The sequence below is a fragment of the Micromonospora sp. CPCC 205558 genome (assembly GCF_036902955.1).
In the GTDB taxonomy this organism is placed as follows: Bacteria; Actinomycetota; Actinomycetes; order Mycobacteriales; family Micromonosporaceae; genus Micromonospora.
Map to the genome: position 1 here is coordinate 170,295 of NZ_JBAKHR010000017.1, position 11,882 is coordinate 182,176.

An 11,882-nucleotide genomic window follows, 5' to 3' on the forward strand; every position below is an offset into this window, starting at 1 on the left:
GCCGACACGGACACTCCGTCGGTCAGGCCGCGTCGGCGTAACAGTCGACGATGGACAGGTCCAGTGGGAACCGGACCGGTGTGGCACCGAAGAGCAACGCGGAGGCACGCTCGCCGGACCGGTTGACCGCCTCGGCGACCGCGTCCGCCTGATCGGCGGGCGCGTGCACGACCACCTCGTCGTGCTGGAAGAAGACCAACTCGGCGTCGGTGCCGGACAACTCCGTGCGCAGCGTGGCCAGCAACGTGGAGGCCCACTCCGCGGCGGTGGCCTGGATGACGAAGTTGCGGGTGAAGCGCCCCCGGGACCGCGCGGCACGCGCCCGCGGGCTGTGCGGATCGGCCGACCCCTCCGGATCGGCGGGCTCGTCGTCGATGTCACCGAACCCGGCCGAGCCGGGCGGGCACGTCCGCCCCAGCCACGACCGCACCAGCCCACCCGTCTCACCGGTGCGCGCGGCCGCCTCGACGTAACCGAACGCCGTCGGGTAACTGCGCTTCAGCACCGCCAAGGCGGGCACCGCGGCCCCGCCGGTCTGCCCGTACATCGCGCCCAGCAGGGCCACCTTGGCCTTGGCCCGGTCGCCAGCGAACGAGTCCCGGGCAAGGGCCGCGTAGAGGTCGCCCGCACCGCCCGCCGCCGCCAACCGCGCGTCGCCGGAGACCGCCGCCAGCACCCGGGGCTCCAACTGGCCGGCGTCGGCGACCACCAACCGCCACCCCGGATCGGCCACCACCGCCCGCCGGATCACCTTGGGGATCTGCAACGCGCCACCACCCCGGGTGGCCCACCGGCCGGAGACCACACCACCCGGCACGTACTCCGGTTGGAACCGGCCGCCCCGCACCCACTGATCGAGCCAGGCCCAGCCGTGCGCCGTCCAGATCCGGTAGAGCTCCTTGTATTCCAACACCAGCGGCACCGCCGGATGGTCCACCCCGCGCAACACCCAGGCCCGGGTGTTGGGCAACTCCACCCCGACCCGGGCGAACGCCTTCAGCAGCTCGGCCGGGGAGTCGGTGTGCAGACCACGTACGCCCAGCGCGTCGCCGATCCGGGCCGCCAACTCGGCGAGCCGGCGCGGTGGCCCACCGACCGGGGACGCCTCACCGAGCAGCTCGCGCAGGATCTCGTTGTGCACGTCGGCACGCCAGGGCAGCCCGGCGACGCCCATCTCCACCGCGATCAGCGCGCCGGCCGACTCGGCGGCCACCAGCAACCGGAACCGGCCGGGGTGCTCGGTCGCGCCGACCCGGGCGAGCTGGTCGGCGTACACCCGGGTCAGTGCCTCGATGCCCGGCCCCGGCGGACCGGGCAGCGTGTCGAAGAGCGCGCCCTGCCCGTGCCCGGGTGGCGCGGCGGCGCGCGGCGGCGGGTCGGGCGGCACCGCCGCGCCGGTCAGCCGGGCCCAGGCGGCGGCCAGCGAACGCGGCTCACCCCAGCGACCCGCGTGCCCGAGTAGCAACGCCTCGGTCAACTCCACGTCGTGACACCGGTCGACCCGGACGCCGGCGCGCAGCAGCGGCGGGTAGACCGCCGCGGCGGTCGACCAGACCCAGCGCGGGTGCTCGGCGGCCTCCCGGGCGGCCACCGCGGCGACCAGGTCGGCGACGACCTCGGGCGGGCCGGACGGCTGGCCGGTGGCGTCCAGCGGGCACAGCACTCCCCCACCCCGCTCGTCGGACACCACCGCCACCAGCACGAACGTGATTCTGCCTCTCACGTCCGACAGAAACGGAGGCGCACCTCACCATGATCGGGTCGGCGCGGTGTCCGGGCCGGTCGGTAGCGTGACCAGGGTGCCTATCCAGATCCCGCATCCCGATCCTGGCACTCCCGACACCCGAGGCCCGATGCGGTACCTGTGGTGGCTGGTCCGCTGTCAGCCCGGGCGGGTGCTGCGCGGCAGCCTGATCGGCACGGCCTGGATGGTCGGGCTCTCGGCCCGGCCCTACCTGATCTCCCGCGCGGTCGACGACGGGCTACGCGAACGCGACACCCGCGCCCTGGCCTTCTGGGTCGTGGTGATCGTCCTCGCGGGTGTGGTGGAGTCCTACCTCGGCATCATGCGGCACCGCACGATGACCTTCATCCGGGAGGACGCGAAGGCCCGCTCGGCGGAGGTCCTGCTGCGTCACCTGTCCCGGATCGGTGCGGTGCTGCCGCGCCGGGTCGGCGCGGGTGAGGTGTCCACCGTCGGCGGCTCCGACATCGACTGGGCGGCGCAGGTGCTGACGCTGACCGGGCCGGGCGTCGGCGCGGTCATGGCGTACGGGGTCATCGCCGTGGTGCTCTGGTCGGTCTCCCCGCTGCTCGCGCTCTGCGTGCTGGTGGGGGTGCCGGTGGTCGGGCTGGTCGTCGGGCCGCTGCTGCGCCGACTGGAGCGGGCCGAGTCGGTCTACCGGGGGCAGCAGGGGGCGCTGACCGCCCGATCCGGCGACATCGTGGCCGGGCTGCGCGTGCTCGCCGGGGTGGGTGGCCGCGACCTGTTCGCCCGACGGTACGCGGCCAGGTCCCAGGAGCTGCGCGCCGAGGGCTACCGGGTCGGCGCGGTCAACAGCTGGATCGAGGCGGCCACGATCGCCATCCCCGGGTTGTTCCTGGCGGCGGTGGTGTGGCTGACGGCCCGGATGGCGGTGACCGGGGACGTCACGATCGGCGAACTGGTCGCCGTCTACGGTTACGTGGCGACCCTGATCGTGCCGGTCTGGTTCCTGCTGGAGGGCAGTCACCAGCTCATCCGGGGTCGGGTCGCCGCGCGGCGGATCGCCGACCTGCTGACCGTGACACCCGACGACGTCGGCGGCCCAGGTCGCCGGTGGCCGGGCACCAGGCCGCAGGCGCGCCAACCGGGCACCGCGCCCGAGGCACGCCGACCGGGTGAGCCGGTCGCACCCGACGGCCCGGCCGACCTGCACGACCCGGTGAGCGGGCTGACCGTACCCGCCGGCCAGCTGATCGGGGTGGCGGCGGACGACCCGGCGGCGGCCGTGGCCCTGGCCGACCGACTCGGCCGGTACGTCCCCAGCGAGGTCACCTGGGGCGGCGTGCCGTTGAGTGGGGTCGCCCTGGACGAGGTCCGCGCCCGGGTCCTCGTCGCCGACCACGACTCGTACCTCTTCGCCGGCACCCTGCGCGACATCCTGCGCGCCGGGGCCGACGACCACGACGAGCGGATCGGCGTGGCCCTGCGGGCCGCGTCGGCGCAGGACATCGTCGACACCCTGCCGGCCGGGCTGGACACCCCGATCGACGCCCGGGCCCGCACCCTCTCCGGCGGTCAGCGGCAACGGCTGCGCCTGGCCCGGGCGCTGCACAGCGAACCGGAGGTGCTGATCCTCGTCGACCCGACGTCGGCGGTCGACGCGCACACCGAGGCACGCATCGCCGAACGGCTGCGGGCGGCGCGGGCCGGGCGGACAACCGTGGTGATCGCGACGTCGCCGCTGCTGCTCGGCCGAGCCGACCTGGTCGCGCACCTGGTCGGTGACCGGATCACCGCCACCGGCAGCCACACCGACCTGCTCGACCGTGACCCGGCCTACCGCCACCTGGTGGCCCGGGGCAGCGACGACCCCGACCTGGACAAACCCGCCGACACCGAGGAGGTGTACCGGTGATCGGGCTGCCGGTGGCCGACCGCCGCACCGTACGCCGGGCCCTGCGGGACCTGATCAGCCGGCACCGGCGCGCGGTCGGGCTGGTGCTGGCGCTGCACTGCGCCGCCGCGGTCGCCGGCCTCGCCCCGCCGTGGCTGCTGGGCACCATCGTCGACCAGGTCACCGCGGGCGCGGGGGTGGCCACTGTGGACCGGCTGGCGCTGGCCATCACCGGCTGCGTCGCGGCGAGCGCCGTGCTCACCCGGTACGCCCAGTACGCGGGCCACCGCTTCGGCGAACGCGCCATCGCCGAGCTGCGCGAGGAGTTCGTCTCCCGGACCCTCGGCCTGCCGGTCTCGGTCGTCGAGCGCGCCGGCTCCGGGGACCTGGCGACCCGCAGCTCCGTCGACGTCGCGACGGTCGGCACCACCGTCCGGGAGGTGGTACCGACGATCGTCATCGCCTCGGTGCAGTTGACGTTGCTGTTCGGGGCGGTCTTCCTGCTGCACCCGCTGCTCGGGCTGGCCGCGCTGGCCTCGCTCCCGTCGATCCTGGCGGTGACCCGTTGGTACCTGCGCCGGGCCAGCCCCGCGTACCTCGCCGAGGGCGCGGCGTCGGCCGAGCTGACCGAGACGCTGACCACCACCGCCGAGGGCGCCCGCACGGTCGAGGCGCTGCGGCTGACCGACGACCGTGTCCGGCACGGCACCACCCGTGTCGCCGTGCTGTGGCAGGCCCGCCGGGCCACCCTCGCGCTGCGTACCGTGTTCTTCTCGGTCGTCGAGGCCAGCTACCCGCTGCCGGTCGCCGCGGTCCTGCTGGTCGGGGGCTTCCTGTTCGCCAGGGACGTGGTGTCGCTCGGCGCGGTGGTCGCCGCCGCGCTCTATCTGCAACAGGCGATCGAGCCGCTGGATCGGCTGTTGATCTGGACGGAGCAGGCGCAACGCGGCTTCGCGTCGTACGCCCGGGTGCTCGGCGTCGGCCTGGTCCCACCGGAGCCACCCGGCACGACCGCCTCGTCCCGGGGTGAGCGGCTCGTGGTCCGGGGGGCACGGTTCTCCTACTCCGACGACGGGCCGGACGTGCTGCACGGAATCGATCTGGAGGTGCAGCCCGGTGAGCGGCTGGCCGTCGTCGGCCCGTCCGGCGCCGGGAAGTCCACCCTGGCCCGGCTGCTGGCCGGAATCGACGCGCCCCGGCACGGCGTGGTCAGCATCGGCGGCTGCCCGGTCACCGACCTCGACCCGGCCGAGCGCCGCCGCCGGATCGCCCTGGTCACCCAGGAACACCACGTCTTCATCGGCTCGGTACGCGACAATCTCTCGTTCGCCGCGCCCGACGCCTCCGACGGCCAGATGCGCGCCGCGCTGCTCACCGTGGGCGCCCAATGGTTTGCGGACCTCCCCGACGACCTGGACACCCAGCTCGGCGACGGGGCCCGTCAGCTCGGCGCGGCCGAGGCCCAACAGCTCGCGCTGGCCCGGTTGGTGCTCGCCGACCCGCACACGTTGATCCTGGACGAGGCGACCGCCGCCCTCGATCCGACCACCGCCCGACGGACCGAACGCGCGCTGGCCGCCGTGCTGGTCGGACGGACCGTCATCGCGATCGCGCACCGGCTCAACACCGCGCACGACGCCGACCGGGTCGCCGTGCTCGCGGACGGCCGGATCACCGAGATCGGCAGCCACGACGAGTTGGTCGCGGCCGGTGGCGCGTACGCCGCCCTGTGGCGCTCCTGGCACACCCGGGTCGACGAGCACCCGAGATGACGAAGGGGCACCTCGTTCCCGAGGTGCCCCTTCTGATCAGGCTGGTTACTTGCCGACGCCGGCCGTGAGGCCGGACTGCACCTGCCGCTGGAAGATGATGTAGACCACGAGCACCGGGAGCATCGCCATGGTCACCCCGGCGAAGAGGCCGGACCAGTCGGACTTGTAGCCCTGGTTGACCGAGAGCTCGATCAGGCCCTGGGCGATCACCTGGTTCTTCTCCTCCCCCGCGACCGACTGCATGAGCAGGGTCGGCAGGTACCACTGGTTCCACTGGCCCAGCACGTTGAAGATGCCAATGCTGATCAGGCCGGGCTTGGACATCGGCAGCATGACGCTGAAGAAGAGTCGGCTGTGCGATGCGCCGTCCACCATGGCCGCTTCGGCGATGGTGTTGGGCAGCGTCCGGAAGAACGAGTGCATGAAGAAGACCGTGAACGACAGCGACCAGGCGACGTAGACCAGGATCAGCATGAGGTGCTTGTTCGGGCCGAGCAGCGGTAGGTAGACGCTCGTGTTGTAGACGCCCTTGAACAGCGGCACCGCGGCCAGGTAGATCGGCAGGGTCAGGCCGGAGAGGAACACGTAGTAGATCAGCCGGTTGCCCCGGAACTCGTAGCGGGCCAACGCGTACGCGGCCATCGAGCCCAGCAGCATGGTGAGGGTGACACTGCCGGCCAGCACCAGCACGGTGTTGAGGAAGAACGACCCGAGGTGCCCCGCACCCCAGGCCCGGGCGAAGTTGTCCCAGTTGAGCTTGGCCGGGATCAGGGACAGCGGCTGGCGGATGACCTCCGAGTCGGTCTTCAGCGCCGACATCACCACCCACAGCAGCGGGTAGATCACCATCACGGCCCAGACCAGCAGGAACACGTGGGAGAAGCCGTTGAAGAACCTGCCGCCGACCGCCGCCGCGGACCCGCCACCGGCACCACGCTTGGGTGGCGTGTCCGGGCTCTGTTCGGGACGGGTAAGACCATCGTGAGTCGCTGTGCTCATCGTCCAGCCTCCTCAGTACTCGATACGCTCACGACGGGTGATCCTGAGCTGCGCCGCGGCGAGCAGGATCGTGAAGATCGCCAAGGCGACACCCATCGCGCAGGCGTAACCGAACTGGCCCTTCTGGAACGCGGTGAAGTTCAGCACCGACGCGAAGATCTCACTGGCGTGGTTCGGGCCGCCCTGGCTGGGCGTCATGACGAAGACCAGGGCGTACATGTCCAGTGCGATGAAGCCCAGGTAGACCCAGGCGACCGAGACGGTGTCCCGCAGCAGCGGCAAGGTGATCCGGAAGAAGGTGTGGAAGCGGCTGGCCCCGTCCAGGAGCGCCGCCTCGTAGATGTCCTTCGGGATGGACTGCATCGCCGCGCTGAAGAGCACCATGTAGAAGCCCGCGCCGCTCCAGACCGCGATCAGCAGCAGCCACCACAGCACCGCCGGCACGCCGAGGAACGGCTCCGGGTCGGAGGTGAAGGCGATCGGGTTGTCCGCGTCGACCAGACCGATCTTGATCATCAGCCCGTTGATCAGGCCCTGACCGTCGCTTCGGTAGATCTGCTGCCACATCACGGCGATGACCACCAGTGACAGCACCTGCGGGAAGAAGAAAATAATCTTGTAGATGCCGGAACCGAACACCCCTCGGATGCCGGCCCTGTCCTCACGTCCGCCCACATTGAGCAGGAACGCGAGGAACAGGGCCAGCGCGATGGTGAACAGCGGCACGGTGATCAGGAAGAAGACGTTGTGCCAGAAGGCCTTCCTGATCAACTCATCCGACAGCAGCCGGACGTAGTTGTCCAGACCGACGAAGTTCTGGGTGTCCGAGTAACCACCCCAGTCGGTCAGCGAGTATCCCGCCGCCTGCACGAAGGGCCACACCACGTAGAAGAGGTACAGCCCAAGCGGCAAGGCCAGGAAACCCGTGACGAAACGCGCAACACCGTGCCGCATGGTCACTCACTTCTCTAGCTGATCAGGCCTGTCAGGCGGTACGGGTCTGCTTCTTGACCGAGGAGTCCTTCGCGACCTTGTCCGCGGCCGCCTGCATCTTGTCGACAAACTGCTGTGCGGTGAGGCGCCCCGCCATCAGCTCCTCGGACAGGTTCTGGCTCTCCTTGTCCAGGTCGGCGTAGAAGTCCGGGAACTTGACCGAGATCAGGTCCGTGCTGCCGCTCTTCATCAGCGTGTTGGCCGACGCCAGCGCGGAATCCTGCACGTTGTCGCCGGAGCCCTTGGTCGACGCCAGCGACTTGGTCAGCTCGGCGAACTTCGCCGACCCGGCCTTGGACAGGATCGCCCGCAGGAACTCCTTCGCGGCCTCCTTGTTCGGGGCCTTGCTCGGCACCACGAAGCCCTCGCCGGAGGAGGCGAAGACGTCCTTGGCGGCCTTGTCACCGGGCTTGCTCCAGTAGTCCGACAGGGTCATCTCGAAGCCCGGCGGGATGGTCGCCGCCATCTCGTTCTTCAGCCAGGTACCGACCTGGATGAAGGCCGCCTTGCCGTCGAGCCAGGCCTGCTGGGACTGGGTGTGGTCGAGCTTGCCCGGCAGGAGCAGCTTGTCCTTGACCAGCTTCTCCCACGGCTCCAGCGCGGCGACGATGCCGTCGGCCTTCCAGGCGTTGTCCTTCAGGTTGTCGATGTCGATGATCGGCTGCTTGCCGACGGCCTTCCAGATGCTGGCGAAGAGCGCCCAGCGGGGGTAGTAGCCGTGGGCCGCGTCGTGCACGTACGGGGCCATGCCCTTGGCCTTGATCTTCGGCGCGAGGGCGAAGAAGTCGTCCCAGGTGGTCGGGGCGGTCCAGCCCTCCCGCTGGAACAGCGCGGCGTTGTACCAGTTGCCCCAGACGGTGTAGGCGACGTTCACCACGTAGAACTTGCCGTTCTGCGTGCCGTCGGTGACCGTGCCGGGCAGCAGCGAGTCGGCGACAGTGCCCTCACTGTCCCAGGCGGGTGCGGTGAGCAGGTCGTCGAGCGGTTCGATGGCACCCTCGTTGATCAGCGTGCTGCGGTCCATGATGTCCGCGCCCGAGTTCATCACCAGGTCGCTCGGCTGGGTCGCCATCTTCGGCTGTTCTTCGGTCTTGATCTTCTGGGTGGAGCTCATGTTGACCGTGATGTTCGGGTGCTTGGCGTTGAAGATGACCTTGTCTTCCTTGGCCCACTGGTCACCCAGACCGCCGTTGAAGACGACCACCTTCACGGCACTGCCGTCCTTGACGCCGAACGGGTTGTCCTTGCTCTTCGCCGCACCGCTGTCGGCGGACTTGGTCGGCTCGCTGCCGGCACAGGCACTCAACATGCTCGCGGCCGGAACGGCGAGCAGACCAGCCGCCGCGGCGCGCTGCAGCAAGGTCCGGCGGCTCAGGTCACCGATGTTCTCGGGGGAATCCGACATCTTTGACTCTCCTTGTGGTGTCGGGTCAGGCGGTACGCCGGAGACGCCCGGCGTACCGCGACTCGAGGGCGAGGTTGTGCTCGTCCCCGCCGGGGACGTTGGCGGAGAGGTAGATAGGGGGTACCTCCCCGGCCTGGTGGAACCGTCGTACGACCTCAGCGGTCAGCAGCTGCGCCAGCAGCGCCGTGGTGACCGAGGAGACCGCACAGACCGCGCCGCCGCCCTCGAGCGGCAGCAGTGCATCGCCGTACGGCGCGCCGTTGTCCAGCACGACGTCGGCGAGGTCGGCGAGCCGATGCCCGGACGGGTGCCGTGGAGCGACCCGTGCGGTGTGCTCGACCGAGGTGACCGCGATCAACGGGTGACCGCGCCCGGTGACCAGCGCCGCCAGCTCGACCACCGAGCCGTTGATGCCGGATTGGGACGCCACCACGAACACGTCGCGCGGCTGGGGCGCCGCGAGCGCGTAGATCTGGTGGGCGATGGAGGGATCACGTTCCAACTTGGGGTCGGCGAGCACGTCGCGCGGGGCGTCACCGTGCATCACCAGGTCCCGCACCGAGAGCCGGTTGGTGGGGACCAACCCGCCGGCCCGGGCGACCAGCTCGGCGGCGAACGCCTCCGAGTGCCCGGCGCCGAACGCCTGGAGCACGCCACCGTCGCGCAGGCTGTCGGCGATCAGGTCGGCGGCCCGGGTGATCCCGTCGGCCTCCGAGTCGAGCAGCCTGTCGAGCACTGGGCGGACGGCGTCCGCGTACCCCTGGGCGCTGATCATGAAAGGGCCTCCTCAGAGGCTGTCGGGGATCGCCGGCTGGACTCCGCCTCGCTCGCCCCGGGGTTTCCCGACAGCCTCTTGGCTGCCTTGTGCCCGTCGACGGCCTGCGCGGTCCGCCGGAAGGCCGCGTGCGCGCGGTCGTGCGTGCGTTGGGCGACGGCGATGTAGAGCAGGTCGAGCACCACCAGCTGGGGGTGCCGGGCGGAGAGCGCGTCCGGCCGGAAGGTGGTCGCCTGGCTGGCCGTGAGCAGCACGATGTCGGCCAGCTCGGCCAACGGTGAGCGGGGGAAGCCGGTGAGCGCGAGCGTGGTGGCGCCCCGACTGCCCGCCTCGGCGAGCATCTCGATCGTCTCCCGGGTCTGCCCGGTGTGCGAGATGCCGAGCGCCACGTCCCCCGACCGCAGCAACGCGGCGCTGGCCAACCCTTCGTGCACGTCGTTCCACGCCCACGCCGCCACGCCGATGCGATGCAGGCTGAACTGCATCTCCTCGCCGACCAGGGCGCTGCCGCTGGCGCCGAAGATGTTGACCCGGCTGGCGCCGGCGATCGCCACCGCCGCCCGCTCCACCTCGCCCAGGTCGAGCAGGGTGGCGGTGTCGTGCATGGCCCGGGTGTCGGCGGCCATGATCTGGTCGAGCACCCGGGCGAGCGGGTCGCTCGGCTGGATCTCCCGTCCGATGTCGATGGTCCAACCGGCCGAGCGCGCCCGGCCGGTCTCGGAGGCGATGCCCAGTCGCAGGTCGGCGTACCCCTCGAAGCCCATTGCCCGGCAGAAGCGGGTGATGGTCGCCGGTGAGGTGCCGCTACGCTCGGCCAGCTCGACGATTGTCGAGCGGGCGGCGGCCTCCGGGTCGCTGAGCACGTGCTCGGCGACCCGACGCAGGGCGCCGGTCAGCTCGCCGAGCCCGTTGCGGACCCGGGCCAGCACCCCGTCGGATGCTGCCCTGCGGTCGAGCACGTCGGCGTCGACCACCGCGGTCCCCGCGGCGGTGTCCACCTCGTGATCAACCATGAGTCGCCTCAGCTTTCCGAAAAGACTGTTAACTGTTAGTGGTAAAAGTTCTTACTGAACGGCCCTCCGTGTCAAGACTGTGGGCGAAGTTTTCAAACTGTTACCTGGCGCACAGCCCCTCGCGCCCGCCACAACTTGCCCCGCGCGACGCCGCCGACCAGCATGAACAAGCCAGATCGCCGTTCCGCGCAAGGAGACCCGTGCCGATGTCCGACACCGTCGTACTGGGTCTCGATGTGGGCGGTACGTCCACCCGGGCGACAGCCCTCACCCTCACCGGGCAACGCGTCGGCACCGGCCGCGCCGGTGGCGGCAACCCCACCAGTCACGGCGCCGAACGCGCCGCCGCCGAACTGCTGAGCGCCCTCCGCGAGGCGCTCGCCGACATCGACCCGACGCGGGTGGCCGCCGGCACCATCGGGCTCGCCGGAGCGGGCCGGCTGCTCGCCGACCCGGCCGGGCGGGCCGCCTTCGACCAGGCCTGGCACGACGCCGGCCTGCGCTGCCCGTACGAGGTGCACGGCGACGCCCTGGTCGCCTACGCCTCCGGCACCGCCGCCCCGGACGGGACCATCCTCATCGCCGGCACCGGGGCGATCACCGCGCAGGTCCACGAACTACGGCTCGACCGCATCGCCGACGGCCACGGCTGGCTCCTCGGCGACGCCGGCTCGGGCTTCTGGCTCGGTCGGGAGTCGGTGCGCCGACTGCTCGCCGACCTCGACGCGGGGCGTACCCCTGGCGGGCTGGCCACGACGATCCTCACCGAACTGCTGGGCAGCGCCGACATCGCCGCCCGCCCACGGGACACCGTCGACGCCACCATCCAGGCGGTGACCCGTCGACCGCCGATCGAACTGGCCCGGCTCGCACCGCTGGTCGTCGACGCAGCCACCCACGGCGACCCGGTAGCCACCGCGCTGATCACCGACGCCGCCGCGCACCTGACCGAGAGCATGAGCCGCATCCGCCCGGCCGGGGCGGTGACGCCGGTCGTGCTGGGCGGCGGCCTGCTCACCGCGAACACCCCACTCGCCACCGCCGTCCGGGCCGAGATCGCCCGACGCTGGCCGGCCGCCCCTCTGCGCACCGCTGGCGACGGGGCCGCCGCCGCAGCCTGGCTCGCCGCCCGCGGCCTACCCGAGGTGACCGACCCGGCCGCCCTGCACGCCCGCCTCTTCCCCACCCCCTGAAGCCGTCGGCGCTGGGCGCGCGCCGCGCAACCCTCGCCCCGCAACACGCGCACGCGCCCCGCGCACGCGCCCCGCGCACGCGCCCCGCGCACGCGCCCCGCGCACCGCCCCGCGCACCGCAAGTCGGATCGTA

Annotated in this window: 9 protein-coding genes; 3 read left to right on the forward strand and 6 right to left on the reverse strand. The window is 71.6% G+C overall.

Annotated elements, in window-relative coordinates; translation table 11 throughout:
• Positions 1 to 22 precede the first annotated feature (22 nt).
• Complete coding sequence (locus V6U86_RS20460) at positions 23 to 1,723, reverse strand: bifunctional 3'-5' exonuclease/DNA polymerase (RefSeq protein WP_442934977.1); 1,701 nt, start codon at positions 1,721 to 1,723, stop codon at positions 23 to 25.
• Positions 1,724 to 1,853: 130 nt separating this feature from the next.
• Between V6U86_RS20460 and V6U86_RS20465 the strand changes: the two genes are divergently transcribed.
• Positions 1,854 to 3,620, forward strand: a complete 1,767-nt coding sequence (locus V6U86_RS20465; RefSeq protein ID WP_334505468.1) for an ABC transporter ATP-binding protein — start codon at positions 1,854 to 1,856, stop codon at positions 3,618 to 3,620.
• A complete protein-coding gene (locus V6U86_RS20470) occupies positions 3,617 to 5,371 on the forward strand; it encodes an ABC transporter ATP-binding protein (protein ID WP_334505454.1) in 1,755 nt (584 codons plus the stop codon). The genes V6U86_RS20465 and V6U86_RS20470 overlap by 4 nt, the downstream gene beginning before the upstream one ends.
• Positions 5,372 to 5,416: 45 nt before the next feature.
• On the opposite strand, the gene V6U86_RS20475 is transcribed toward V6U86_RS20470, so the two are convergent.
• Genes V6U86_RS20475 through V6U86_RS20495 form a run of 5 tightly spaced genes read right to left on the reverse strand, consistent with a single transcriptional unit; the run spans position 5,417 to position 10,556 of the window.
• Complete coding sequence (locus tag V6U86_RS20475; protein ID WP_442934978.1) at positions 5,417 to 6,370, reverse strand: carbohydrate ABC transporter permease; 954 nt, start codon at positions 6,368 to 6,370, stop codon at positions 5,417 to 5,419.
• A gap of 12 nt (positions 6,371 to 6,382) precedes the next feature.
• The gene (locus V6U86_RS20480) at positions 6,383 to 7,324 is read right to left on the reverse strand and encodes a carbohydrate ABC transporter permease (protein WP_130402514.1); all 942 of its coding nucleotides are present in this window, start codon (positions 7,322 to 7,324) and stop codon (positions 6,383 to 6,385) included.
• A gap of 31 nt (positions 7,325 to 7,355) precedes the next feature.
• Entirely contained in the window at positions 7,356 to 8,768 is a 1,413-nt protein-coding gene (gene ngcE / locus V6U86_RS20485; protein ID WP_334505455.1) for an N-acetylglucosamine/diacetylchitobiose ABC transporter substrate-binding protein, read from the reverse strand.
• 25 nt (positions 8,769 to 8,793) lie between these two features.
• Complete coding sequence (locus V6U86_RS20490; protein ID WP_334505456.1) at positions 8,794 to 9,543, reverse strand: SIS domain-containing protein; 750 nt, start codon at positions 9,541 to 9,543, stop codon at positions 8,794 to 8,796.
• Positions 9,540 to 10,556 (reverse strand): MurR/RpiR family transcriptional regulator, encoded by a 1,017-nt coding sequence (locus V6U86_RS20495; RefSeq protein WP_334505457.1) that lies wholly within the window; start codon positions 10,554 to 10,556, stop codon positions 9,540 to 9,542. Before V6U86_RS20495 ends, V6U86_RS20490 begins: the two co-directional genes overlap by 4 nt.
• Positions 10,557 to 10,762: 206 nt before the next feature.
• On the opposite strand from V6U86_RS20495, the gene V6U86_RS20500 reads away from it, so the two are divergent.
• Positions 10,763 to 11,749, forward strand: coding sequence for an N-acetylglucosamine kinase (locus tag V6U86_RS20500; RefSeq protein ID WP_334505458.1), 987 nt, complete (start codon positions 10,763 to 10,765; stop codon positions 11,747 to 11,749).
• The last annotated feature ends 133 nt before the right edge of the window (positions 11,750 to 11,882 follow it).

Bases quoted from the DNA above. Each gene is read 5' to 3' on its own strand.
- V6U86_RS20480 (WP_130402514.1), bottom strand. From the start codon at position 7,324: ATGCGGCACGGTGTTGCGCGTTTCGTCACGGGTTTCCTGGCCTTGCCG.
- ngcE (WP_334505455.1), bottom strand. From the start codon at position 8,768: ATGTCGGATTCCCCCGAGAACATCGGTGACCTGAGCCGCCGGACCTTG.
- V6U86_RS20465 (WP_334505468.1), top strand. From the start codon at position 1,854: ATGCGGTACCTGTGGTGGCTGGTCCGCTGTCAGCCCGGGCGGGTGCTG.
- V6U86_RS20475 (WP_442934978.1), bottom strand. From the start codon at position 6,370: ATGAGCACAGCGACTCACGATGGTCTTACCCGTCCCGAACAGAGCCCG.
- V6U86_RS20495 (WP_334505457.1), bottom strand. From the start codon at position 10,556: ATGGTTGATCACGAGGTGGACACCGCCGCGGGGACCGCGGTGGTCGAC.
- V6U86_RS20490 (WP_334505456.1), bottom strand. From the start codon at position 9,543: ATGATCAGCGCCCAGGGGTACGCGGACGCCGTCCGCCCAGTGCTCGAC.
- V6U86_RS20500 (WP_334505458.1), top strand. From the start codon at position 10,763: ATGTCCGACACCGTCGTACTGGGTCTCGATGTGGGCGGTACGTCCACC.